This is a genomic window from Cryobacterium sp. Y11, from assembly GCF_002929535.1.
Lineage (GTDB): Bacteria > Actinomycetota > Actinomycetes > Actinomycetales > Microbacteriaceae > Cryobacterium.
The window spans coordinates 118,347-142,835 of record NZ_PJJO01000053.1 but is presented as its reverse complement, the minus strand read 5'-3'; the positions used below and the strand labels follow the sequence as shown (position 1 = coordinate 142,835).

Here is a 24,489-nt window from a genome sequence, read left to right as displayed (position 1 = left end):
GACGCTACTGCGCGGTGTTCACCCAGCCGGTGGCGTCGGGGTGTTCCTTCTCGGGCTGCCGGCAGACGGCGGTCACCACATCCACAGCCCGAGCCACGGCTGTGCGTGAGGGCATCGCCGAGTTGGCTGCGGCGAGACCGGCGGCATAGCCGACCATGAACGTCGTGATCGGGGCGGCCATTGGATTCACCGCATGGGTAGCGTCATCGGCGACGGTGAGCACGAGGTCGTTGTCTACCTCGAGGTCCACAATCTGCAGTGCTTGACTGACGCGACGGATCCACTGCTTGAGAATCTCGTCGTCTACGGCGTTGTGGGTCACAGCAACTCCTTCAGTTTCGAGTACGTCGGATGCCTGATTTGTCCGAGGCTACCCCAAGCTGAGAAATCCCGTGCAATGAAATCGTGTTGCTCCGTGGGCTACCAGCCCATGGTGCCCGCCGCGCCCTTGAATGGCCCGACGATTTTTTCGGTTATCCAGCCGCCGTAAAAGTCGCCGTCTTGTGCGCGCACCGTTTCACCGTCGACGGTGCACCGGTCCATTACCCCCGGGTAGACAGCGACGCGGTCGGTGAGAGACTCGAAACCCGCATTTGGTGTGGGATAAAACCAGGCGGACCGGGCGCGGGAGCCAACCGAGAGGTATCCGGCAGCGCCCTTGAACTCGCAGTAAGAATGACCGGCAGCCGGTTGAAGCACGCCCGGCGTGAAGGCACTTCGCGACAGATAATACACCGGTGGATGGCTGGTCTCGAGCACCCGCACGACATCTCTCGTATCGGCAATGGTCACACCGTCGAGTTCGATGGTGATGTGTTCCCCGGTATGTTCGATGCGGGGTGGGCGGGGGTAGTCCCAGACGGATTCCTGGTCGGGGCCGACGGGGTCGCGTTCCACTGGTTCAATCATGATTCGATGGTAGAACGATATCCTGCGAAAATCGTGGTGTTAGGGCTGCCTCGGTTGAGGGCGCAGCGCGACAACGGTGATCACGGCCGCGAGCCCGGCGAGCCCGGCGACCATGGCCACAGTGCCGCCCCACCCCCACTGTACGAAGAACACGCCGCCCAGCCAGCCGAACAGGCTCGATCCCGCGTAGTACGCGAGGTTGTACAGTGACGACGCCTGCGCGCGACCGATCTGAGCCGTGGCACCGGTCCAGCCCGAGGCGATGGCGTGCGCGGCGAAGAACCCGGCCGTGGCCAGCAAGACACCAAGCAGAACGATCACGAGCATGGTCGACAGGGTCAGTAGTACTCCAGCGGTCATGCATACGAGCGAACTGAGCAAGACCGCCCAGCGCCCGGATCGAGCGGCAAGGATGCCGGCTTGGGCCGACGACCACGTGCCGGCCAGGTAGGCAATGAAGACCAAGCTGATCAGGGCCTGCGGCAGGTTGAACGGGTCGTCGGCAAGCCGAAAGCCGAGGTAGTTGTAGAGTGCGACGAAACCGCCCATCAGCAGAAACCCCTGCGCATAGAGTGCGAAAAGGCGCGGTGATGTGAGGTTGGCGCGCAGTAGCGTGATCAGGCTCAGATGGGTACCGTGGTTCCGGACCCCGCGTTTGCGAGCGAGCCGCGGCACAAACCGGCGCGGCACAAAGCCGCGGGGCGCCGGAACCAACGAGATAAAGAGTGCGGCCGAGAAAGCGCAGAGTACTCCGACCGTGAAGACACCGACCCGCCAGTTAGCAAGTTCGGTGATGGGTCCAGCCACGATGCGCCCGAGTAACCCGCCGATCGTGGTTCCTGCGACGTAGGTGCCAGCCGCGCGGGCGGCGTGACGCGGCTCAATCTCCTCACTCAGGTAGGCGATCGCGATCGCCGGTACACCGCCGAGCATCAACCCCTCGACAAAACGCCCGGTGAGCAACAGCGAAAAGGTGGGCGCGAACGGCACGAGCAATCCGAACACCGTCGCCGCGATCACGGCGATCGACATGGCCCGTACCCGCCCGAGTCGGTCGGCTACGAGTGACCAGGGAATCACGCCGACGGCGAGGCCGAGCGTCGATGCGGAGATGACCAGTGCAGCATCCGCTGCGCTGACGTCGACATCGTCGGCGATGTGTGCGAGCACAGCCTGCGGCGAATATAACTGGGCGAAGGTGGCGATGCCAGCGAAGAACAAGCCGGCGAGCAGCTTGCGATAGTCGGAGCTGCCGTGCACGTGCCCGCTCCAGCCGGCGGATGCCGCAGCGCGGTCCGGGTGCGTCGACACCATCAACGGATGGTCACGACTGGGGGCACATGATCAGCGTACGCGTGCGGCGAGCCCCGGTGGCGACAGATGAATTTGGCTGCAGCGGGTACAGGAGGCGATCCGCGCACCCGACGGTGGCACCGCGCGACAATGCGCCAACGCTGTGTACTGGCTGGGAGTGTAACCGGGCCAATATGCGCACGGAATATCTCCTTCGGTAGGGTGGTTTTGGCTAGGGTGCACGCGGTTAGGTACGTTCGCCGTGAGAGGTTGACGTTTCTACACCGACCGGGCAGCCTCATAGTCGGTGGGTAATACCAGCGGCGAAAGAGCCAGCGGCGCACTAAATTTCGAACGAGGAGATACATCCATGACCGCAGTCCCGACCGTCACTCTCAATAACGACACCACGATTCCGCAGCTCGGATTTGGCACTTTTCAGGTCACTCCGGAGACGACCAAGGCGGCGACCCTTGCTGCTCTTGAGGCCGGCTACCGACACATCGACACGGCCGAGATGTACGGCAATGAAAAAGAAGTCGGTGAAGCCATTGCAGAGTCTGCCCTGAACCGATCTGAAATCTACGTCACGAGCAAGCTCAACAACGGGTTTCATGACCGTGCCGACGCTCTGGCCGCTTTCGACCGCACCCTAGACGCCCTCGGCTTCGATTACCTCGACCTCTTTCTCATCCACTGGCCTCTCCCGGCTGTCGGAGACTTCGTCGAGACCTGGAAGGCAATGGAAGAAATGCAGCGCTCCGGACGCGTGCGCACCATTGGCGTGAGCAACTTCCAGCGTGAGCACCTGCAGCGTTTGTTTGATGAGACCGAAACCGTGCCGGCCGTCAACCAGATCGAAGTTCACCCGTACCTCACCCAGGACGCGCTTCGGGCATTCAATACTGAGCACGGCATTGCAACCGAGGCTTGGTCGCCGCTCGCACAGGGCGCAGTCCTTTCTGACCCGGTGATTACGGAGATCGCCGACCGTCTCGGTAAGTCCGCGGCTCAGGTCACCCTGCGCTGGCACCTGCAACGGGGCGACATCGTGTTTCCGAAGTCGGTTACCCGCAGCAGAGTCGACGAGAACTTCGCCTTGTTCGACTTCGTCCTGACAGAGGCGGATATCGTCGCGATCACCGCCCTGAACCGCGACGAGCGCACGGGCCCGAACCCCGACGAGTTCAACTACATCTCGTAGGCCGCGCTAACAGGACCGACATGTTTTTGGGGGCCACGGTGCTAGTTCGCACGTGGTCCCCGTACTTCTCTGTGGTCCTGCCGCTTCAGTTCGTGATGCGCTCGGTGGGCAGCGGCGCCTCCGGCGGGGTGCCGGTGCCGAATGGTCGGCCGTCGAGATCGGCACGAGAATGCGGTGCCAGCCAGGTGGCAGCATCCGGCCCCTTGGGCACAATGCCACTGGGATTGATATCGACGTGGGTCACGTAATAGTGCTTCTTGATCTGGTCGAAATCGATCGTGTCACCAAAGCCGGGCGTTTGAAACAGATCGCGGGCATAGGCCCACAGCACCGGCATCTCGCTGAGCTTGTTGCGATTGCACTTAAAGTGCCCGTGATAGACCGCGTCAAAACGTGCCAGGGTCGTGAACAAACGGATGTCCGCCTCAGTAATCGTGTCGCCCACGAGATACCGCTGCCCGGTCAGGCGCTCCTCGAGCCAATCCAGTCGGGCGAACAGGGCGTCGTAGGCCCGCTCATACGATTCTTGGCTGCCGGCGAAGCCACACTTGTACACGCCGTTGTTGACATCGTGGAAGATCAGTTCGGCGACCTCGTCAATCTCGGCACGCAGGCCCTGCGGGTAGAGGTCTGGAGCGCCCGCGCGGTGGTATTTCACCCACTCCGTCTCGAAATCGAGGGTGATTTGCGGGTAGTTGTTGGTGACGACCTTGCCGGTTGGTACATCGATGATCGCGGGCACGGTGATTCCGCGCGGGTAGTCGGGAAAACGGGCGAAGAACGCCTGCTGTAGGCGTTCGATGCCGAGCACCGGGTCGACTCCGCCCTGGTCGAGGTCGAAGGTCCAGCTGTTCTTGTCGTGGGTGGGGCCGGGCAGACCGAGTGAGATGACGCTTTCCAGCCCGAGCAGTCGGCGCACGATCGTGGTGCGGTTTGCCCACGGGCAGGCGCGAGCGGCGACCAGTCGGTAGCGGCCCGGTTCGACCGGCCAGCCGTCCCGGCCATCCCGCGTGATGCGGTCCTCGATGTAGTTGGTGTCGCGGTTGAAGTCCAGGCCGGGTTGTATATAGCTGGGTGTGAGGCTCATAGCTCTACGCTACGCGCCTCGAGCTGAACTGGCCGCTTTAGATCTCCCCACCCAGCTCCGCGGCGATTTCGGCGTCGGTACGGGCGTCGATGATGCCCCACATCATGTGCGTCGGGCCGCTGCTGTCGCTCGGTTCGGTGCGCGGCCGGCTGGCCCAGCCGTTGGCGACGGCGGCAGCACCGAGGTGCTCGAGGGAGGCGGCCATGCGCGTTTTGCGAATCTTGCCGGCGAATACACTGCCGTCGGGTGCCTGCCGCCAGCTGCGCTTGTGGGCGATCACGCGACCGATTTCTTCGTCGGTGAGCCAGCGCGAAAAACTACGGGTGGGCGGGTCGATGGCGGTCAGCTTCATGCCCACACTGTACCCGCCCACGGCATTGCTCAAACGCCCGAGACGCACTCATCTGACGTGGTTTTGCAACCGTGTTTTGCGCCCAATACCTCGTCTGACTAGAAGGTCCTGGCCATACTCGACAGCACGCATGCCGTCCCACTTTATCTCTAAGGCCCAGGCAGCATCGTCGAGTTCGGGTTCTGACCCGGCAACGGCGAGCATAGCGGAGTAAGCGTTCTTCGAGGGCGTGTGAGCGCTGTGGGCGGCTGCTGGTCGGGCATTCGTGCGTGAGTTGCCGGCGGCACCGGCGGGCTTCATCCGGTGAATCAACCAATTGTCCGCCCTGCCTCGTCCGTCTTTCGTTCGGATCAGGGCGAATCGGGCGGTGCCGCCGAGCCCGGCATCGGCTTCTCCATGCAGGCTAACGATGAGCTCATCATCGCGCCACTTCTCGAGCTCATACTCGCCGTGATCCCGGATCGTCACGCCGCCGGTTCGAGGTTCTTCTGAAAGAACATCGGCCCGGGGTCCTCGCTTGTGCCGACGCCGTGTACCCAGCGTTTGCGGGTGGCCGGTCGGTTCGCCGCATATGGAATGAGCACCTCGGCGATCGCAGCGTAGTAGGAAAGCACGTCGGCCTTGGTGGTGCCGGTCTCGGGATACAGCACCTTGTCGAGCTGGGTGAGCGTAATGCGGTGTGCATCGACCGATGCCACCTGGTTGTTGGCGTTCATGCGTCAACTGTGGCCCCACATGCGGGCCCTGATTGAGACCAAGCTGAAGCACGGCGATGCCGTCGAGACCGAAAAAACGCGTGCTCCCGACGACGATGATGGCGAGGGCGGCGAGGTGCTCGACCTGATGGAAGCCCTGCGGCGCAGCGGTGAGGCCAGCCGTGATCGCGCCAAGCCTACACCGAAGGCGAAACAGTCCCGGTCCGCCTTCTGACGGGGGTGATCCGACCGTGATTTGTCAATCATGTCGCGGGGCGCGCGCCGACCAGCCGTTCGATCGCTTCGAGCGGGATGGGAAGCCAGGTTGGACGGTTACGAATTTCGTAGACTGCCTCATACAGAGCCTTGTCGAGCTCGAATGCCGCGAGCAGGGCGCTCTGATCAGCTAGTTCAATGCCAGAACGTTCTGCGTAGCCGTCGAGAAAAGCGTCGCGGCAGGCTGCGGCCCAGTCGGGAATAGTCGAGCTGGGCCCCACTTCGGTCGCGTCCAAGACTGTTGCCGGCGTTTTCGTCATAGCTCCGGCGACATAGGAGAAGGAGCGCAGCATGCCAGCAACGTCGCGCAGCGGAACGTCGGGTTTGGTGCGTTCCCGCAGAGTGCGCAGCGGTTCGCCCTCAAAGTCGAGCAGTACCCAGCCGCGGCCTGGCGCATCGAGCACCTGACCGAGGTGAAAGTCTCCATGGATACGTTGCAGCCGTGGCCACGATGCCCCTTCTGCCCGCACGAACACCGCCTCGATTGCGGCGCGGTGTTTAGCCAGGGATGGCACCTCCAGCAGCGTGAGAGCGCAACGCTGGCGAATTTTGGCCATCTCCGAAGCGATGACCTCTGGTGTGGCTTCGACGGTGGGCAGGCTGCGTGCTAGATCCTGGTGCACGTCGGCGGTGGCCTGACCGAGGCGCCGCGCGGGGCCGGTGAAATCGTTGCCGGCGGCCGCAGCGATCAGCGCAGTGCGCCACGCGTCGGGGGCATCGGGTAGGAACTCCTGGGCGAACGCCAAATGCCCAACGGCGCTACTTCCCGGCTCGGCGGGGTCATCCCACTGGCCCAGGACGGCGCCAAACGGCTGCGGCACCCGTAGCGATCCGGCGCCGGCCAGGGCGGCCTGCACCGTCACATCCGGATTCTCTCCGGCGTGGATAATGCGAAAAACCTTACAAATGATTGGAGTGGTCGGCCTGCCCGCCGCGTCCGCCTGTTGCACGATGATCGATGTATTGGACTGCTCGCCGCTCAGCACCCGGCTCGACGTGACGGTGCCCTGTGACGCGGCGTCGACGCCCGGCCGCAGGTTCTCGCCACGCGCGCTCGCCGCAACGCCGTCGATCAGGGGATGCGGGGAAGCGGCAGCCACGCCGTTGTTCTCCATGAACGAGAGCAGCGCCCCGGCGAACGCTGGATCGTGGGGCGCGTCGTAGATGAAGCGCGCCCGGTTGGATCCGGGATTGCGCACCGTAATCAAGGCCGCCGCACCGTCGGGCCATTCGGCGCGGCGTTCGGTGGTTGGCAGCTGGTACAGGGTCAGATTCAGACTTGCGGTGTCCAGAACGAGGTCGACGCGGATGGTGACTCCGGGTTCCGCGCAGGCCAGGGAAATGTGACCGATGCTGCGTAGGGCCGGAATCTGACCCTTGTTGCCGAACCAACGCTGGGTCGATACCCAGTCGTTGACGTAGCCGGGTAGCGGTGTTCCTCGGTGGCTCGGGGCCAGATCTGAGCTGTGGGCACGGTCTCCATCGATCATGCCGCCAGCGTAGCGTTCTCACCGGAATTTCGCCCCGAGTCGCTGTTCGGGATTGCCGCAGCGGTGGATGCAAGAAGGCGCGTTGGTGAGTATCTGCAATCGCAGTCGGAGCTGCACCCTCGCACGCTCACGCGGGTAATGGATGCGCCGGGAACGGTTGTTCCCGGCCGCGAAGGGGCTAGGCCGAGGCGTGCCCAGCGAGGGCGACGTGCGGCAGGCGCACTGGTTCAACACGAATACTGGTGCGCTCGCAGCCGGTGCACTTCAAAACATAGAGGGGAAGGGCAATGTGCAGGGCGTGCGCCGGATTGGGTTTCAGGCGGGCCGAGGACTTGCAAAACGGGCAGGTAAGTCGCATGGAGGGGTCCCTTGGCTTGTTTCTGCGCAAGTGGTAACTCGCGTCAGCATGACACTAGGGGGATCCACTTAAGTTCGCTGCCCCTTGCATTCGCAGGCAAATTATGCATACCGAGCAGTCTGTGTCGGATCAGTGTGGTCCGTGCGGTCGATGAGGGCGCAGCCAAGACAACCGCAATAAATTTTGGCCGGGAATCAGGGGTATACAAAGAGTCTTATGTCAAGTGGCGGTCGTCTTAAAGACACCCTTCGTTCACGTTTGTGCCGGTCATACACTGTGCCAATGAATACCGTGCCAATGAATAATGTTCCCCTGAATTCCGTTCCTCCACAGTCCGGCGGATCCCACGACCTTGGGCCCGCCCCGAAGACGACGAGCGCACGGCGCGGCTCCAGCTTTACCTGGCATCAGCAGCACAAGAAGTCTTTAACCATGGGGGAGCGGGCCGCCGACACCATGCGCAACTCCATGGGCAGTTGGCGTTTTGTCGGTGGCTTCGTCTTGTTCGTGATTCTGTGGGCCGTGGCGAATTCATTCGCGAACGGCTGGGATCCTTACCCCTTTATTCTGCTTAACTTATTTCTGAGCATGCTCGCCGGTCTGCAGGGCGCGATCCTGCTCATCTCCGCCAAACGGCAAGATGCGATCGCGGCGGCCCTGGCGCAGCACGACTTCGACACCAACATTGCCGCGAAGACTGATATTGACGCCCTGCTCGCGATTAACAATCGTCAGCTCGTGCTGATCGCTGATCTGCAGACTATCCGCGAACACCTCGACCTGCCCCGGCCGGCAGCTGCGGCCGAGCAGCCCGAGGCTGGCCGCACGATCACAGGGTCCGCTTAAACGGATGCCGCCAGTAAGCTCACGACGACGGTATCGCCCTTCGTCGATAGCTGGCCAACCTCGGCGAACCCGAGGCGGCCGTGGAACGCGAGCGAACCCGGGTTCGGCGGTTCAAGGTTGACCTCGCACAGCACCTCGGCCAGCAGCTCGCGGCGGGCCGCACCGAAGATAGCGTCGTAGAGCACCTGGCCGAGCCCCTGCCCGCGAAAACCGTCTGCCACGACGATGCGGTCGACGTAGAGAAAATCAGTGGAACGGTTGGAGAACCAGCGGTAATTCTCGCTTTCATAGGCGGCCCCCGCGACAAACAAAATGGCGAAGCCGAGTACATCAGCAGCCGCATCGTCGTCAGCGACGACCGCGACCGCGAGGTGGCTGTGCTCGACCAGGGCGGCCAACGCCGACGCATCCAGCTCGTTGACCGCGGGAACGGCGGCATTGTTGAGCGCGAGTAGTCGCGGCAGGTCGGCGGGTACGAGGGAACGAATCGAAAAGGTCACCCCATAACGATAGGCCAGTGCTCTACGCCGCTCCGCCCACGCCCACGCCCACGCCTGCCCGGTACACGGCCGTCGCGATAACGAGGTCTTCCCACGACATTCCGGTGCTCTTGAAGATGCGCGGCCGATCCGTCGCGGCGGCGACGGTCCCCGTCACGATAGCCCGCAGCGGCACGAGGTCGCCCGAGGCGATGACACCCTCGGCCAGCGCGATGATGACATCGCCGGCCTCGCGACGTGCGGTCGCCGGGTCCTCGACGACGACCTGCGAGCGGGCGACGAGCGCGGAGTCCAACTCGCGCGCATCCGCTTCGTGCGAACCGACCGCGACGATGCAGCAATCGGTGGGCACCCGTGCGCCGTCGAAAAGGGGGGTGCGCGCGGTGGTCGCGCAGACAATCAATTGGGCCGTGGCGACGTCGCCGGCGGTACCGACCCGCGCCGGCAGCCCGCTCGCGATCGCGCGCGCGGCGAACAGTTCAGCGCGGTTTTGGTCGCGCGCCACGATCGTGACCCGGCCGATCGAGCGGATGACCCGCATCGCCTCGATATGCCCCCACGCCTGCGGCCCCGATCCGAACACCAGGAGATGCTCCACGCGGGCCGGGGCGAGGTAATCGGCCGCTGCCGCCGACACCGCCGGGGTGCGCAGCGTCGTAATCGCGGCGCCGTCAAGCAGGGCCATCGGGGTGAGGTTGAGAGCATCCAGCAGCAGATAAACACCCTGAATGCGGTCCTGGCCGACAGCGGGGTTGCCCGGCGCGACCGACGCGACCTTGATGCCGACAAAATCGGACGCTTCGGCGGGCATGATCAGCAGCTGGCCGTTCGCGACCGCGAGCACCTGGCGAGCGAAGTCCTGCGCCGGATCGAGCCCGGTCGATAGTGCGTTCTGCACGGCGCGCACCGCCGTAAGAAAGTCAACCCGCTCGAAAATCTCGGCCGCGGTGACCATCGTGGTCGGGGCCGGTGTTGTCGATGTCATCCTACGCAGACTATCGCGCGGGATGAGGCTGCAAGGCGCGTCCGGTCCGTCACCCTGCGAGAATGGACTGTCGCCGTTTCACCCTGTCGCCGTTTCACCCTGGCGACGCGTTTCGCGGCGGCACGAGGAGACAACGGCGCATGACTGACCAGATGAGCACAGACCAGACAAGCACGACTAATTACCGTGTTGCACGCGATCAACTGCTCGCGCTGCGGAGCGATCACGCCCGCGCTGCGCGGGAGTTTCGCTGGCCCGACGTCGGTGAGCACTTTAACTGGGCCACTGATTGGTTCGATGTGCTGGCTCGCGGCAACGACAAGATCGCGTTGTGGATCGTCGAAGAAGACGGCAGCGAGCAGAAATTCACCTTCGCCGAGATGGCGCACCGCTCCGATCAGGTTGCCACCTGGCTGAGCAGGCAGGGCGTGCGGCAAGGCGACCACGTCATGCTCATGCTCGGCAACCAGCGGGAAATCTGGGAGGCGATGCTGGCCATCATGAAGGTCGGCGCTGTCATCATGCCGACGAGCGCGGTGCTCGCCTCGCACGACCTGACCGACCGGGTGCGTCGCGGCGGCGTCGCCCACGTGATCGCCAACTCGGCCGACGCGGCCAAGTTCGACGATGTTCCGGGTGACTACACCCGAATCAGCGTCGGTGCCGCGCGCCTCGGCTGGGCCGACTTCGCCCAGGCCTACGACCTCACCCCTGAGCCCATCGTGACGGTCGTCGCATCCGCTGACCCGTCCCTGATCTATTTCACCTCCGGCACGACGAGCAAGCCCAAGATGGTGCTGCACTCGCAGACCTCCTACCCGGTGGGCCACCTTTCGACCATGTATTGGCTGGGCCTGCGCCCCGGCGACGTGCACCTCGCCATCAGCTCGCCCGGCTGGGGCAAGCACGCCTGGAGCTGCTTCTTCGCCCCGTGGATCGCCGAGGCAACCGTGTTCGTCTATAACTATTCCAAGTTCGACCCGGCCGCCCTGATCGCGCAGCTGCACCGTGCGAAGGTCAGCACCTTCTGCGCGCCGCCGACGGTCTGGCGCATGCTCATTCAAGCGGATGTCGGCCCTCGGCCGGCCAGCCTGCGTGAGTTGCTCTCCGCCGGCGAACCGCTGAACCCGGAGGTGATTCGGCAGATCGATGACGGCTGGAAGCTGACCATCCGTGACGGGTTCGGCCAAACTGAGACCACCGCGATCGTGGGAAACGGGCCAGGATCGCAGCTCAAGGCCGGGTCGATGGGCCTGCCACTGCCCGGTGTCTCGATCAAGCTGCTCGACCCGATCACCGAGCTACCCGCCGATGAGGGTGAGATCTGCCTCGACCTCTCGCAGAGCCCGGTCAACCTCATGACTGGCTACCACGGCGAACCCGACCTCACCGCGCACGCCATTCGCGGTGGTTTCTTTCACACCGGCGACGTCGCCACGATGGATACCGACGGTTACCTTACCTTCATCGGCCGCACCGACGACGTGTTCAAATCAAGCGACTACAAGGTGTCGCCGTTCGAGGTGGAGAGCGTGCTGCTCGAGCACCCCGCCGTCGCCGAGGCCGCCGTTGTTCCAGCGCCCGATGCCACCAGACTGAACATTCCCAAGGCCTACATTCATCTGGCACCGGGCTGGGCACCGACGGCTGAAACCGCCGAAGCCGTGCTGCTGCACGCCCGTACCGGGCTCCCTGCCTACATGCGGGTGCGGCGGGTGGAGTTCTTCGAGCTGCCCAAGACCATCTCCGGTAAAATTCGCCGGGTCGAGTTGCGCGAGCGGGAAGACGACGCGGCCGCAGCCGGCACCCGCCTGCCGAACGAGTGGCGTGACGACGAGTTTCCGGGACTCAAGCGCTAACCGCATCCGCTCGACGTACGGTACTAACAGCCCATGACGCGTGCGACTGCGGCGATTGCGTGCACGGCTGCCGCTTGCCCGACACGTAAAACCGGCAAAAATGAGACACGCCGCGCCGTCCCATCTCAGATCACGGCGTGTCGCGAAATCTACCGGTTTTACGTACACAGGCGAGGCCAACTTCTAGTAGCGGGCGAGCAATTCCGTCTTCTTGGCGAGGAATTCGGCATCCGTCACCACACCGGCATCACGCAGCTGACCGAGCTGGGACAGGTGCACGGCGATCGCGGTGGAGGTGGCAGGCGCGGCGTGGCCTTCGAGCTGGCGGCGCGCAGGCGCGGCAGCCAGGGCCGCGACCGGCTCGGGGCTGACCGGGAGCCCCGGGTTCACCGTGGCGGCGGGGGCATGGCCCGACTGCGACATGCGGTCGATCCAGGCCAGCGCAATCGCCGAGAGAATGAAGACCATGTGAATGATGACCTGCCAGAGCACGCCGTCCCAGGTGTAGACATTTCCGGTGATGGTCTCGGTCGGGTCGGTGGAGACCGGGATGCCGCGCGCGGCCAGGTCGCCGACCTCGATGAAGGTCTTGAGTAGGTGGATCGATGAAATTCCCACGATGGCCATGGCGAGCTTGACCTTGAGCACGTTGGCATTGACGTGAGAGAGCCACTCCGGCTGGTCAGGATGTCCTTCGATGCTGATCCGGGAGACGAACGTCTCATACCCGCCAATGATGACCATGATCAGCAGGTTGGCAATCATGACAACGTCGATCAGGCCGAGGACCGAGAGCATGATCGCGGCTTCTTCAACGTGGATGCCGCCGTCGTCGCCGGGCACGGTCAGCGAGGTCCAGACATCACTACCGAGGTTGATGAGTTCAACCATGAACACGATCACGTAGATGATTTGAGCGATGATGAGACCGATATAGAGGGGCGCCTGCAGCCAACGGCTGAAGAAAATCATCAGGCCGACGCTGCGTACCCAGCGGGACTGGGGGCGGAACGGGCGGGGAATGGCTGTTTCGGTCACCGATCGATCATAGGTGGGAACCAAGTGGGAACAACCTGTGAGCGGATGTGCTCAGCTGGTTCTCAACGCCCGCACCAGCAGTCGGGGATCACCGTTCAGGGAATCCAGCCCGAGCAACTCGGCAAAATGGGCCGACGGCTCGACACCGAGCTCCCGCTGCAGGTGGGCGCGAAAGTTGCGATACACCCGCAGCGCCGACGCATAATTATTTTCGGCGAGGTGGCAGCGCACGAGCAGGCGCTGGGCGCTCTCGCGCAGTTGATCGACGACGGTTACCGTCCGAGCCGCAGCGCACTGTTCTTCTACGGCCCAGAATGGCCAGCCTCGACGAGGTTGTCAATGCCGTTTTGGGCACAAAACGGATGCGGTACCGCGCCCAGCACGCGCCAGAACGCGCAGTAACTGTTCGGTAACACCGGCCGCACTACAGTCGACTGTCGAAGACCCTCGGTCGGTACCCGTAGCATCCGCTTGCAGCCGGCCCCGCCAGATCGGACCATTATGAAGCAATTCGCCCGCTGCGTGGGAATCAATCGGTTCGAGAATTTACCAATGAGCAGCTGGTTAAAGGGCTACGTGAACGATGCCGAAGACGTCAACGCCCTACTCGGTATGGCTTTCGGTTTCGCCGACACGAGTATCACCGTACTGACCGACCGACCGCGCCGCGACCAAAGACGCTCTTTGCGGGGCACTGAGCGAGGCGCTCGACCGGGCCAACACATCGGGCGAGCACCTCGTGTTCACGATGTCGAGCTCACGACGGACCACCGTCGTGCGCGTTGTGTGCCGCCCGCCCTCGTCAAAACGCAGTTGCCCGCCGCCGCGAGCACGGTGGGATTTTCCCAGAGAAATCGCACGATCTCCTCCGGGGCGCTGCACAGTGCGGCTCGGCGAACCGGATACCGCAAGCCCACAAAGGTCGACACTCCCGACAGATCGGTCGGCGTCGGCAGGACGATTTCAGCCTCGGCAAATGCTGTGACGACCGCGCCGCGATAGTCGAGGTCGTCGTCGGGCACGACAGCGGTGTCGGCGGCGAGAATGCCGCGCAGCAGGTCTTCCCAGGTGACATCGACCGGCGTCATATAGCCGAGGCTTCGAATGAGCATGCTCAGTACCTGCCGGCCAACGGATGCCCCGGCGCGGTCCACCTGCTGCAGGCGCGGGCGGCCGCCTGGCGCGTCGAGTCATTGCAGCCAGCGCCGGGACACCACTCGCAGCGGCGCCTGAACGACCGCCCCGCCGCGGGCGTACGGATCGTGCAGGGTGCGCCAGCCGGCCGTGCTGTCGTTCAGGGACGGCCGCACCGCCCGGCGTTTGAAAAGTCCGTCGCCAAGGCGAAACAGTTTGCGGAGCGGCGATTTCTCGTCGAGAGAATCCAGATCGAGGCTGTCGCCAGCCGTCGTGGTGAGCAACTGTTCGACCAGCACGCGGGTGGAGAACACCGAGAGCAACGCCACCAAGTCGGCGATGGCCTCGTGCAGGGCGAGCTGATCGGCTTCGGTGTTGGCATCTGCCCACTTTGGTCGGTAGCCGTCGACGATGCGTGCGTCACTTCGTGGGCCACGAGGTCGCGAATCAGAGCGAGTGGCACCGCCGTGGTCGACCGGCTGTCCCCGAGCAGTACCTCGAGATTGTCGGGTGGCTTCTCATCGAGGATCATCCACGGCGGGGTGGGGGAACCGAGGTTGAGACTGAACGGCTTCTCGCCTGAACGGCTTCTCGCCTGAACGGCTTCTCGCCTGAACGGCGCACGATCACGTCGAACCGCACGCTGCGCGGTCCAGGTCCGATGCGCTGAACTGGAACCCGCAGGGTCGTCGTCAGCAGTAGCTCTGGTTCGTCCGTCGAAGGGTTGCGGGGGACCGTCGTGAACGGACCCTCTGCCAAAACGGTCAGGTTGATCTGCAGGCCGCCCTGTCCGGCAGCGCTGAGCCCCGGATCGATACCAGTTGTCATGGCGGCCCCTACAGCATCCGTTCTGATCGGTAATTTCCAACCATCGACCGGGTCTGTCAAGGCTCAGGCGAAGATAACCTGGTAGTAACACGTCAGCGCCATAATCTCTAACGTCCCACCCCTGTTTCAGAGGCACTTGACCGTGAGAGGAACGGCGCCGTTCCCGAACAGATGACCGTGGCGACGCGGCAACCGCCGCTGTCGCTTTCGCAGACCGAACTCGACCGGCTGCGGCCGCACGTGATCAACCTGAACGGTGGCAAATTCTCGTCGAGTGGAGCATTCCACAGCATCAAGAACGGTGTCGACGCCATCTTCTCCAGGTACCTGCCGGCATTCGTGGCTGAGCATGACGGCGTCGTTCCGGTCGTCTTCCACGCCCACGGCGGGCTCGTCGATGAACAGGCCGGGCTGCGGATCGCTCAGGTTCAGGTCAACTGGTGGAAGTCCAACGGCGTCTATCCCATTCACTTCGTCTGGGAGACCAGTCTCGCTGGGGCCATCACGAGCGCCGCCGGGGACTGGGCCATGGGCCGGCGCGGCTGGCTTGACGACGCCAAGGATCGGGTGCTGGAACTCGCCGCGCGATTTGGGCAGGGTGAGGCGATCTGGGGGCAGATGAAACGATCGGCCGAGGCGGCGTCGGCCGGCGACGGCGGGGCCTGCTACGTCGCTGAGGCGCTCTGCGCCTACTGCACGGCCCACCCGGAAACGATCAGCCTGCACGCCGTCGGGCATAGCGCCGGGTCGATCTTTCACTCCTTCTTTATGCCGACGGCGTTGACGGTGGGAGTGCCGCCGTTCGACACGCTCAGTCTGCTCGCCCCAGCTGTGCGCACCGACATCTTCGAAAAGCAGCTCGTGCCCGAAATCGGCCGCGGAGTGCAATCGCTCGCCGTGTTCACCATGACCGAGAAACTCGAACGCGACGATACCTGCCTCGGCGGCTACGGAAAGTCCCTGCTCTACCTCGTTCGGGCCTCGTTCGAGCCCAAAGAATTCTCGCCGATTCTCGGCCTCGAAGAGTGCCTACGGGCTGACCCGGTGCTGGCCAAACTGTTCGGGCTGTCCGGCACGAGCGGGTCGCCCAGTCTCGGCGGCGCCGCCGACATCATCTGGTCGAAAACGACGAGCGGCCCGGTAACCAGCCGAAGCACGTCGACCAGCCACGGTGATTTCGACAACGACATTCCCACCATGGACAGCGTGGCCCGCCGGGTCACCGGCAGCTCACACGTTCAATCATTCCCGGTCATCCGCAGCCGCGGAGACGAGCTCTGGCCGGTGCCCGATCCTGCCGCGCCCCGGCCAGCCGGCACGCACCACGCGCTCTGTGTCCGCATCAACGCCTATCCCGGCGGCGATGCCCTCGACGGCTGCGTAGCGGATGCCGAGGCCGGCAACGCCGAGAAGAAGTACGACGAAGCCCTCTGCCCGATCGACTTTCGTGACGGCAACTTGATCATCGACGACGACCTCGGGGAAATCTTCGACCAGCTACCCGACGGGGTGAGCTTCACTGTGTTCTTTGATTCGTACCATTCGGGCGATGAACAGCGTCGGTTGCAACTGCTGCCGGCCGATGTCGCCGACCTCAGCGCGGCATCCGCCCCGCACGGGCGTCGAGCTCGGTTCATTATTCCCGACGAGGCAACGAGCAAGAATTATCGGGCCAAGCGCGGCACGCCCGCCCGGGCCGGCAAGCGGGCATTGGCGCGGGAGGTGCTGTTCAGCGCCTGCAAACCCGCCGAGGTAGCATACGAGACGGGCGGGCACGGCGACTTCACCGTTGCCGCGAGCCTCCTCGTCGTTCCGAGCGCGAATCGGCTGACCAACGGGAAATTTCTGGCCAAGGTGCGGGAGACATTTTTGAGCCAGGCGCGGCAGAACCCCGATTTCAACGGTCCGCGCGCCGCCAAATCCCGGGTTTTCCTGGCTCCGCTCATGGCCGCGGCGGCGGAACCGGCGAACCTGCCGCCTGCCGATCCGACTACCGACCCGCCCGCCGACCCGCTTGGCGCCGCACCCGGCCCCCTGCCGGACACGATAACGGCACTGCTCGGCGTCGCTGTCGGAGTCAGCGCCGGTGGTGGTGGCACCGGGAATGACGCGCCGGGGGCATCCGCCGGCAGTGCTGGCGTTACGGGTATCGTGGCCTCTCGCGAAGCGGATGCCGCAGCGCGCGCCCTCGCGGCCGCCGCGTTCCTGCGCGCCGCCGCCGACTTCATCGACGGCTAGCCGAACGGGGCAGCGGTCTGAGCAGGTCGGCCGCGCTGGAGTTGCAGCACTGCGCTAGAGTTGCGCCGCTGCGCGGGAACTGCGGCACCGGGCATCCGTTGGGCCGTGTCGCCGTACGCGGGAACTGCGCCAGTACGCGGGAGGCACGGCCTGGCCGGAAGTCCCGCGCCACGCGATTCGCGGGTGCTGCGCCAGTGAGCGGGAGTTGGGCCTCCCGCGCAGCGGCGCAGTCCGCGCGCACCGTGAAAGTGCCCCGACGGGGGCGACGGGCCGACGGCAGCCGCTTATTGTCGACATCTTTCGCATCCTGCGCCGCGCCCTGCGACACTGGGAGAACAGCTCTGCGCCGAGGTCTCGTGACCGGATCGCCGAAACGATGTACGCGCCATGCGCCTCGGAAGGACCCCATGCTCGATTTCTTGTTCAGCCCGATCCCCGGGATCATTTTTACGATCGTCGTTGTACTGCTCATCGGCCTGATCTACGCGAAGACGATCTACAAGAATGCCGGGCCCGATGAGGCCCTCATTATCACCGGCAAGAAGAGCCGCAAAACCATCGTCGATGGTGCCACGCTCGAGGAATCCGGCCAGCGCGTGGTGCACGGGCAGGGTGTGTTCATCACCCCCTTCTTTCAGAAGGCGTTCAAGATCAGCCTCCGCAGCCGGGCGATCGAGATTACCGCTGTCGCGCAGGATCGCAACGGCATCACGCTCTCCGTCGAAGCCGTCGCCATCGTCAAGGTCGGCGACGACCCCGCAGCCATTCGCGCCGCCGCCCAGCGTTTTCTTGGCCAGGACAAGAACATCGATGGGTTCGCTCAGGAGGTACTGAGCGGTTCGCTGCGTTCCTCGATCGGGGCGACCGACGTGATGACGGTCATTCAGAAGCGCGACGAGCTCGGCACTTCGGTGCTCGCCACCGCCCGCGAATCCCTCGCCAACCAGGGCCTTGACGTTGACTCGTTCGAGATCAAGGGCATCACCGACGAGAATGACTACATTCGAGACATTGGCCGTGCCGAGCAGGCCAAGGTGCGCCGCCAGGCGGAGGTGGCCGAGCACGTCGCGAACCGCGAGTCGCAGGAAGCCCTGATCACCGCCGAGCAGGCCATCGCGGAAGCCCAAAACACGCTCGCTCTGCGGAAGGCCGCGCTGCAGCTCGACACTGACAAGGCCTCCGCCGAAGCTGCTGCATCGAAGCCGCTCGCCGAGGCAAAGGCGCAGCAGGCCATCGTGCAGGAGCAGGAGCTCACGGCCCAGCGCCGCGCGAGCTTGCGCAAGGCCGAGCTGGAGTCCGAGGTCAACGCGATCGCCGATGCCGATGCGTACCGCATCCGGGTGACCGCGATCGCTGCCGCCGAAGCATCCGTTGCCAAAGCCACCGCCGATCGCGACAGCCGTGTCGCCAACGCCGACGCCACCCGTGCAGAGGGTCAGGCCGAGGCCGACGCCATTCTCGCCCGCGGTACCGCTGAGGCGACGGCCACCCGGCTCTCGGCCGAGGCCGTTGCTCAGCAGTCTGAGGCGCTCATTCAGCTGCGCCTGGTGGAGATGCTGCCGCAGATCGCGCACGAGCTCGCCGCGCCTATGGGCAACATCGACCAGCTCACCGTCATTTCAACGGATGGTGCCAGTCAGCTGTCCAAGAACGTCGCGTCGGGTTTCAGCGAGGTTGACGCTGTGCTCGGCTCCACTATGGGTATCGGCATCAAGGACCTGCTGGGCGGCCTGCTCGGTGGAACTGCCGGGGCGGCTTTGCGGAACGCCTCGCCGGCCCACGCCGGCCCATCCACCGCGCCGGTTGCTGCGTGGACGGACACGTCATCGACGGATTCTGTCATGACGTCGCCGTCGGTGCCAGCCGCACCGTCGGCCTCGACCGCCGCGACCGCCGCGACTTCGGTGGCGACGTCGGTGGCGACCGCTACGGATGCGGCCCGCTCGGCTGCTGGCGAAGCATCCGTTGCCGATTCAATCAACGGCGTCGATCTTGATGCCCTCGCCAACGAGGCCGCTGCCGCCATCGCCCAAGCTGCGGCTGCGCGCCTGCCCAAGAAAGCCGGCGACCGTCTGCTGCCGTAACCTCCCGATCACCGCGCGCCACGGTTAGCAGCCGGGGCCGTGGGGGTTGGCGAGGCAGTCCTCGGCAACGAGTACGGTGGATTCTTTCGCGGCGACGACGGTGAATGGTACTGAGGGTACCGTGACGGTTCCGTCGACGGGGCGCCAGCCTTGGTCGCCGAAGCTGTAGTCGGCGTGGTAAGTGACCGTGAGCACGACAGGATAGGTGCCCTTGATCGTGTATTGGTGGCTGGTGGGGGTGGTGGAGAATTCGGTGAGGCCGAGCGCTTCCCAGCTCGCTCCGCCAGTTGCGGTGGTCGCGGTGGCGCCGTCGCCGTAGTCCCAGTGGTAGGCGATTGGTGTGAACATGACTTGTGCTGGCTGGCCGAGTAGTAGTCCTTCGCCGATTTGAGTGGATGCGTTCACCCAGAAGTTTGCGGCGAGTCCGACGATGGCCCAGCCATTGGGTTCCATGGATGTCGGGGCTGGATAGGCGGGGAAGTTTTCAAGGTCGGAGACTCGCACGACGGTGTCGGCGGAGCAGAGGGTGCAAGCCGGACCGGGTTCCGCGATGGATGGTGACCACTCAGGGTGTCCTTGCAGCATCGTGAACGTGCCGGTGCCGCAGGGAACCCATTCGATTTCTGGCGACATTGGGTTGCGGCGCGCACATTTCTCTACTTCGGCGGAGCCGCCCGTTGAGCCGCCGCCAGCCCGAGTTGCTCTACCTTTGCCATCTGACGTCCCCGTAGCTTCCGCAGTCAGGTTGACGCTGTCGTCATTTGCGACCCCTCTCGTGTCCGGGCATTTCCCATTCATTCGGCCTAGACGACTGCAATCGACTACGGCGACGTCAGCATCGGCATCGGCGTCAGCAGCGGAAATAGCGAGCGAGGATATCGATGTCATGAAGATTAGGATCACTGACAGAAGTTTTGACCGGACCATGAGTCTTCCCTGTCGATAAGGAGTTTGGCTGGTTCGCCCTTACTGGAGACGAATCCGACTTGAAGTGGAACTCGCTCGGGTCGTCCGGCTGGAGTGACGTCTGTCCCGGACGCATCGAAAACTCGTATACCTGAAAAATCCGAGCAAAGATAGAGGTCCACCTGGGCGTGCCCAGCTAGGACATCGGAATAGCTCACGAGGGAAATGGTGTCAAAGGTGGAGACACCTCGGCCAACATTTCCAGATTTCGCAAAATCGTCAAGCCCGGCGAGTACCTCTGGTTCATATCGCTTACTGACCAGGGAGCCAACGGCCGCGACAGGATCTCGTCCGCCGTTCGTGAAAAAATCGTCCACTTCAGTCGAGTACGCAGCGTAGGCAGCGGTCGCGGCGGCGAGAGCTTCGTCGTTCGACGCGAAGATTGGTGCGGCCTTGGTCGGCGCAGGGGTAGTTTCGGCGGTCGGCGGCGACGTGTCGGGCGGCGCGGGAGTGGCCATGCATCCGCTCAGCGTGCCGAGCGCCAGAAACTGCAGGGCGACGCCGAACGCAGCGGTTTTTAGAGAGCGGTGACGCGACGGGTTTCGCATGGGGTCACAGTAGACCGGATTGCTACATTCCCGTTTAAGTTATCCACAGGCTGGTGTCGTGGGGCGAATCCCGCTAGGACTCCATCGACATGGCGCGGGTCGAGGTGTGTTGCCGAGCGGACGCTGGGTGTGCTCACGCAATCGCCGCGAGATGCCAGGTCTGGCCCCATGAGGTGGTGCGGGGACGCGAGATGCCATCTTTAGCCCCATGGTTTTCGCGAGATGCCACTTCTAGCCCCTTAGCAAACTCTCATGGGGCCAGAAGTGGCATCTCGCGCAGGCTCGGTGTCGGTGGTGGAGAATTCGGTGCGTCCGAAATGTCCGCGGCAGCTCAGGGTTCCCTGCTAGCGCCACCGTGGGTCGTGATGGCGCCGTCTTCGTATGCCCTGCGGTAGCTGATCGGGGTGAACATGACTGGTGCGCGTTCGCCCATCTACAGGTTGGTGTCTGGCACCAAGGACTGTCGGGTCTACCTCACACGTGCGCGGTGCGCGCGTGCCCGAACAGGGCGGCCAAGGCCGACTGGCCTCCGGCTCGCATCGCTGCCCGCTGGCGTTCAGCTCCGATATCCTTGCCGCCGCGCAGTGCTGTCGTGACGACCGCACTGGTGAGGGCGGCCAGCAGCAGGGTCGACGGCGCGCCCAACTGGGCGTCACACACGCGAATCTCCACGGTCGGGTGGTCTTCGGCCAGGCGCGCATTCCACGAAATGGTGCGCAGATCGTAGGTGCCGCCCACCCCGACGAGCCGGCGAATTCTGCGGTCGTAATCGGCGGCATCCGTGAATATCGGTGGGCAGCCGATCGTCGACCAGCGGCGCATGTGCACGCTGCGCCAGCTCGAGAAGCCGGTGTCGGCCCCGAGCCAGAACGGCGAATTGACGGCCAACGCAAGCAACGTCGGTAGCCAGACGCGCACCCGATTGAGAGCGTGAATCTCGGTGTCGCGGTTGGGAATGCCGACGTGCACGTGCAGTCCATTGATGAGGTGATCGGGCACCAACCCCCAAAACTCGGTCTCGACCGTGTGATACCGCTCCGCATTGGTCACCTCCGGCCAGCCTTCGGTCTGCAAAGGCGCTCCGACGCCAGATGCGAGAACGGCGCGGGCCTCGGCGGCGCGGGCCAGGCGAAACCGAAACGCGAGTAGGTCAGCGGATGCCTGTTCGAAGCGATCAAAGACCGGCGTCGATCGTTCGATCTGCGCCGCAAGAAACTCATGACTGACAAATCGAGACACCGCCGAATGGCCGAGTAGCTCGGTGTGTAGCGCCTCACCCACGTTGGCCGGCCGCAGCGTGGTCGGCTTGAGAAAGATGAATTCCTCTTCAATGCCAAACGTTCGCATGCACCCCCTCCAACGCCCTTGCAGGGAGAATACGCGCAAAGCGGTATCAAGCCGATACGTTTTCGTAACGACCAGCTGCGACACAATGGCGTGCACCTGACTAACATGAGCTTTCATTGCACACCGATGTGCACTCAGCTGGGAGTTACCGTGGTGGTGCAAACAACACAGGTTCCACGCGGCGCGGCCGAGTCACGGCGACGCACGTTTCGCGGAGCGCTGGGCGGACTGCTCGGTTTTGTGGCCATGAGCGTCGCGGCCGGGGTGCTCGTGACCGTGTCGGTGACTCCGGTCATTGCACTCTCCGGCATCGCGGCCACGAACACCATCTCGGTATTCGAGAACCTGCCGGACTACGTCGACATTGAGCCGCTGTCGCAAAAGAGCGACATCTTCGCAACACGCACTGACGGAACCTTCGAACTTCTCGCCTCGTTTTATGACCAGAATCGAATCGAGGTGGGCTGGGATGCGATCAGCCAATTCGTCAAGGATGCCGCGGTGTCGGGAGAAGATCCCCGGTTCTATCAGCATGGCGGAGTCGACGTACAGGGCACCCTACGTGCCACGGCAACGACGGTGGCCGGCGGTGATACCCAGGGCGGATCATCCATTACCCAGCAATATGTTAAGAACGTACTGGTGCAAAAGTGCGAGATCATCACCGATACGCGTGCCCACGACGCCTGTTACAACGCTGCAACAAAGACAACTCCCGAACGTAAGCTCAAGGAAATGCGGCTCGCGATCGGAGTGGAGAAAAAGTACAGCAAGCAGGATATTTTGCGCCAATACTTCAATATCACCGGGTTCGGCGGCACCGTCTACGGCATCGAAGCCGCCGCGAACTACTACTTCAACACCACCGCAGCTAACCTCACCGTGACACAGGCCGCCAGCCTCGTGGCCATTGTCAACAACCCGGTCAAATTTCAGCTGGACTACCCAGCGAGCGAGAGCAACGGCGCCGCTAACGGCTATGCGGCCAACAAACTACGGCGCGACTACATTTTGCGTGAGATGCTGCGCTACAAGAAGATTAATCAGGCCGACTATGACGCCGCGGTGGCAGCACCGGTCGAGCCGATCATCACCGAGCCGAGCACCGGCTGCCAGACCGCACTGGGCAACGCCTTCTTCTGCGACTACGTGACCAAGATTCTGCAGACCGATCCCACCTTCGGAGCGGATGCCGCCACCCGCATGCTCAACTTTCGTCGCGGCGGCTATGACGTGTTCACGACCCTCGACCTCGACGTGCAGAACGCGGCCGTAACCACGATGAACCAGCAGGTTCCCAAGGTCTACGCCGGCGGCGATGTGGGTGCGGTGATCACGAGCGTGCAGGTGGGCACCGGTCGGGTGTTGGCGATGACCCAGAACAAGGACTACAGCCAGGATCCGGCTGTGCAGGCGACTGGAGCCAATTACACCGGAATTAACTATGCGACCGACTTTGCCGAGGGTGGGTCGAGCGGATTCCAACCCGGCTCGACCTACAAGGTATTCACCCTGGCTGAGTGGCTCAAGGAGGGCCATTCACTCAATGAACGTGTCGATTCCCGGCGCAAAGCCAAGTGGGGAACCTTTCAAGACAGCTGCCTGGGGCCGCAGAATTACGACAAGGAGATACCACCGTGGAACCCGCGCAACGACGCCAACGAGTCCGGCGCCAACTACAGCGCGTTGCAGGCTACCATCGGCTCGATCAACACCGGCTATATTGGCATGGCCAAGAAGGTCGACCTGTGCGGTATTCGCCAGACGGCAGAGGCATTCGGTATGCACCGAGCCACCGGCAACCCACTGTCGCAGACGGCGGCATCCGTTATCGGCACCAACGAGATCGCACCGCTCACGATGGCCGTGGCCTTCGCCGGCATCGCTAACAAAGGCGTGACGTGCTCGCCGATTGCTATCGACCGCATCGTTGGTCCCGACGGCGTGGAGCTGCCGGTGCCCAGGTCGGTCTGCACGGAGTCGGTTGACACCACTGTCGCCGCCGGTATGGCCTATGCCTTGCATCTGGTCATGACCCGCGGCACCGGGCAGCAATCGAACACGAACACGAAGCCGCAAGTGCCGATGATCGGAAAAACCGGAACAACGGATGGCGCCAAAGACACCTGGATGAGCGGTGCCAGCACGAAGGTGGCCACGGTGGTCGCGGTGGTGAGCCTGACCGGAGCACTCAGTCAGCGGCGTCAGTATTTTGGCAAGGACCAGATCGCGACAGCGCGGCACCGCATGTGGCCGGTCGTGATGTCGGCCGTCAACGCGAAGTACGGCGGTGACGCCTTCGACGAACTCGCACCGAAATACATTCCACCGCCCGTGGTCGTGGCACCGCTCGTAGTGGCCCCACCGGTGGTTGCTCCGGTCGTGCCGCCAGCCGAGCCGGCTCCACCCGAGACAGCTCCGCCTGCGGCCGGCCAATAGCAACCCAACACAC

Annotated in this window: 25 protein-coding genes and 1 pseudogene; 7 read left to right on the top strand and 19 right to left on the bottom strand. The window is 63.8% G+C overall.

Annotated features, from left to right (window positions below):
• Nucleotides 1–4 precede the first annotated feature (4 nt).
• From CXY75_RS07170 to CXY75_RS07160, 3 genes are all read right to left on the bottom strand, one after another.
• Nucleotides 5–322 (bottom strand): DUF6457 domain-containing protein, encoded by a 318-nt coding sequence (locus tag CXY75_RS07170; RefSeq protein WP_104082133.1) that lies wholly within the window; start codon nucleotides 320–322, stop codon nucleotides 5–7.
• Nucleotides 323–420: 98 nt separating this feature from the next.
• Nucleotides 421–909 (bottom strand): DUF427 domain-containing protein, encoded by a 489-nt coding sequence (locus CXY75_RS07165; protein ID WP_104082132.1) that lies wholly within the window; start codon nucleotides 907–909, stop codon nucleotides 421–423.
• Nucleotides 910–948: 39 nt separating this feature from the next.
• Complete coding sequence (locus tag CXY75_RS07160) at nucleotides 949–2,223, bottom strand: MFS transporter (RefSeq protein WP_104082131.1); 1,275 nt, start codon at nucleotides 2,221–2,223, stop codon at nucleotides 949–951.
• Between the two features lie 349 nt (nucleotides 2,224–2,572).
• On the opposite strand from CXY75_RS07160, the gene CXY75_RS07155 reads away from it, so the two are divergent.
• Nucleotides 2,573–3,406 (top strand): aldo/keto reductase, encoded by an 834-nt coding sequence (locus tag CXY75_RS07155; RefSeq protein WP_104082130.1) that lies wholly within the window; start codon nucleotides 2,573–2,575, stop codon nucleotides 3,404–3,406.
• An 85-nt stretch (nucleotides 3,407–3,491) separates the two neighbouring features.
• On the opposite strand, the gene CXY75_RS07150 is transcribed toward CXY75_RS07155, so the two are convergent.
• The 4 genes and pseudogenes from CXY75_RS07150 to CXY75_RS07135 all read right to left on the bottom strand — a co-directional run.
• Entirely contained in the window at nucleotides 3,492–4,493 is a 1,002-nt protein-coding gene (locus CXY75_RS07150) for a glutathione S-transferase family protein (protein WP_104082129.1), read from the bottom strand.
• Between the two features lie 37 nt (nucleotides 4,494–4,530).
• Entirely contained in the window at nucleotides 4,531–4,845 is a 315-nt protein-coding gene (locus tag CXY75_RS07145) for a hypothetical protein (RefSeq protein ID WP_146069397.1), read from the bottom strand.
• Between the two features lie 48 nt (nucleotides 4,846–4,893).
• Nucleotides 4,894–5,313 (bottom strand): hypothetical protein, encoded by a 420-nt coding sequence (locus CXY75_RS07140; protein WP_104082127.1) that lies wholly within the window; start codon nucleotides 5,311–5,313, stop codon nucleotides 4,894–4,896.
• Nucleotides 5,313–5,561, bottom strand: a pseudogene (locus tag CXY75_RS07135) (hypothetical protein); the annotation flags it as partial. The pseudogene CXY75_RS07135 and the gene CXY75_RS07140, both read right to left, overlap by 1 nt.
• A gap of 19 nt (nucleotides 5,562–5,580) precedes the next feature.
• Here CXY75_RS07135 and CXY75_RS07130 point away from each other — a divergent pair.
• Nucleotides 5,581–5,775, top strand: coding sequence for a hypothetical protein (locus CXY75_RS07130; RefSeq protein WP_104082126.1), 195 nt, complete (start codon nucleotides 5,581–5,583; stop codon nucleotides 5,773–5,775).
• A gap of 28 nt (nucleotides 5,776–5,803) precedes the next feature.
• On the opposite strand, the gene CXY75_RS07125 is transcribed toward CXY75_RS07130, so the two are convergent.
• Nucleotides 5,804–7,306, bottom strand: coding sequence for a phosphotransferase (locus CXY75_RS07125; RefSeq protein ID WP_104082125.1), 1,503 nt, complete (start codon nucleotides 7,304–7,306; stop codon nucleotides 5,804–5,806).
• Between the two features lie 178 nt (nucleotides 7,307–7,484).
• Complete coding sequence (locus CXY75_RS19435) at nucleotides 7,485–7,664, bottom strand: hypothetical protein (protein ID WP_146069396.1); 180 nt, start codon at nucleotides 7,662–7,664, stop codon at nucleotides 7,485–7,487.
• 282 nt (nucleotides 7,665–7,946) lie between these two features.
• Here CXY75_RS19435 and CXY75_RS07120 point away from each other — a divergent pair, with 282 nt between their 5' ends.
• Nucleotides 7,947–8,510: a DUF1003 domain-containing protein gene (locus CXY75_RS07120; RefSeq protein ID WP_369826695.1), complete on the top strand. Its 564-nt coding sequence runs from the start codon at nucleotides 7,947–7,949 to the stop codon at nucleotides 8,508–8,510.
• Here CXY75_RS07120 and CXY75_RS07115 read toward each other — a convergent pair.
• Nucleotides 8,507–9,010 carry a GNAT family N-acetyltransferase gene (locus tag CXY75_RS07115; RefSeq protein ID WP_233201786.1) on the bottom strand — a complete coding sequence of 168 codons (504 nt, stop codon included), beginning with the start codon at nucleotides 9,008–9,010 and terminating at the stop codon, nucleotides 8,507–8,509. The genes CXY75_RS07120 and CXY75_RS07115 overlap by 4 nt on opposite strands.
• 22 nt (nucleotides 9,011–9,032) lie before the next feature.
• Nucleotides 9,033–9,995: an ornithine cyclodeaminase family protein gene (locus tag CXY75_RS07110; protein ID WP_199182399.1), complete on the bottom strand. Its 963-nt coding sequence runs from the start codon at nucleotides 9,993–9,995 to the stop codon at nucleotides 9,033–9,035.
• Nucleotides 9,996–10,135: 140 nt separating this feature from the next.
• On the opposite strand from CXY75_RS07110, the gene CXY75_RS07105 reads away from it, so the two are divergent.
• Entirely contained in the window at nucleotides 10,136–11,854 is a 1,719-nt protein-coding gene (locus CXY75_RS07105; protein WP_199182398.1) for an AMP-binding protein, read from the top strand.
• A gap of 183 nt (nucleotides 11,855–12,037) precedes the next feature.
• Here the strand turns inward: CXY75_RS07105 and CXY75_RS07100 are convergent, their stop codons facing one another.
• The 5 genes from CXY75_RS07100 to CXY75_RS07080 all read right to left on the bottom strand — a co-directional run bounded on the left by CXY75_RS07100 (nucleotide 12,038) and on the right by CXY75_RS07080 (nucleotide 14,854).
• Nucleotides 12,038–12,892: a TIGR00645 family protein gene (locus tag CXY75_RS07100; protein WP_233201785.1), complete on the bottom strand. Its 855-nt coding sequence runs from the start codon at nucleotides 12,890–12,892 to the stop codon at nucleotides 12,038–12,040.
• Nucleotides 12,893–12,943: 51 nt separating this feature from the next.
• The gene (locus CXY75_RS20995) at nucleotides 12,944–13,123 is read right to left on the bottom strand and encodes a BTAD domain-containing putative transcriptional regulator (protein WP_369826694.1); all 180 of its coding nucleotides are present in this window, start codon (nucleotides 13,121–13,123) and stop codon (nucleotides 12,944–12,946) included.
• 512 nt (nucleotides 13,124–13,635) lie between these two features.
• The gene (locus CXY75_RS07090) at nucleotides 13,636–14,004 is read right to left on the bottom strand and encodes a hypothetical protein (RefSeq protein WP_146069395.1); all 369 of its coding nucleotides are present in this window, start codon (nucleotides 14,002–14,004) and stop codon (nucleotides 13,636–13,638) included.
• Between the two features lie 78 nt (nucleotides 14,005–14,082).
• Nucleotides 14,083–14,358 carry a hypothetical protein gene (locus CXY75_RS07085; RefSeq protein WP_146069394.1) on the bottom strand — a complete coding sequence of 92 codons (276 nt, stop codon included), beginning with the start codon at nucleotides 14,356–14,358 and terminating at the stop codon, nucleotides 14,083–14,085.
• A 196-nt stretch (nucleotides 14,359–14,554) separates the two neighbouring features.
• Nucleotides 14,555–14,854: a hypothetical protein gene (locus tag CXY75_RS07080; protein ID WP_104082120.1), complete on the bottom strand. Its 300-nt coding sequence runs from the start codon at nucleotides 14,852–14,854 to the stop codon at nucleotides 14,555–14,557.
• Nucleotides 14,855–15,025: 171 nt separating this feature from the next.
• Here CXY75_RS07080 and CXY75_RS19780 point away from each other — a divergent pair, with 171 nt between their 5' ends.
• Together CXY75_RS19780 and CXY75_RS07070 are read left to right on the top strand one after the other, a co-directional pair.
• Entirely contained in the window at nucleotides 15,026–17,092 is a 2,067-nt protein-coding gene (locus tag CXY75_RS19780; RefSeq protein ID WP_158251149.1) for a caspase family protein, read from the top strand.
• A gap of 407 nt (nucleotides 17,093–17,499) precedes the next feature.
• Nucleotides 17,500–19,176, top strand: a complete 1,677-nt coding sequence (locus tag CXY75_RS07070; protein ID WP_104082119.1) for a flotillin family protein — start codon at nucleotides 17,500–17,502, stop codon at nucleotides 19,174–19,176.
• Nucleotides 19,177–19,200: 24 nt separating this feature from the next.
• Here the strand turns inward: CXY75_RS07070 and CXY75_RS07065 are convergent, their stop codons facing one another.
• From CXY75_RS07065 to CXY75_RS07055, 3 genes are all read right to left on the bottom strand, one after another.
• On the bottom strand, nucleotides 19,201–19,809 hold the full coding sequence (locus tag CXY75_RS07065) for a hypothetical protein (RefSeq protein WP_104082118.1): 609 nt from the start codon (nucleotides 19,807–19,809) through the stop codon (nucleotides 19,201–19,203).
• A gap of 266 nt (nucleotides 19,810–20,075) precedes the next feature.
• The gene (locus CXY75_RS07060) at nucleotides 20,076–20,690 is read right to left on the bottom strand and encodes a hypothetical protein (RefSeq protein WP_104082117.1); all 615 of its coding nucleotides are present in this window, start codon (nucleotides 20,688–20,690) and stop codon (nucleotides 20,076–20,078) included.
• Nucleotides 20,691–21,164: 474 nt separating this feature from the next.
• The gene (locus CXY75_RS07055) at nucleotides 21,165–22,037 is read right to left on the bottom strand and encodes a YbdK family carboxylate-amine ligase (RefSeq protein WP_158251148.1); all 873 of its coding nucleotides are present in this window, start codon (nucleotides 22,035–22,037) and stop codon (nucleotides 21,165–21,167) included.
• 150 nt (nucleotides 22,038–22,187) lie between these two features.
• Between CXY75_RS07055 and CXY75_RS07050 the strand changes: the two genes are divergently transcribed.
• Nucleotides 22,188–24,476 (top strand): transglycosylase domain-containing protein, encoded by a 2,289-nt coding sequence (locus CXY75_RS07050; protein ID WP_158251147.1) that lies wholly within the window; start codon nucleotides 22,188–22,190, stop codon nucleotides 24,474–24,476.
• The last annotated feature ends 13 nt before the right edge of the window (nucleotides 24,477–24,489 follow it).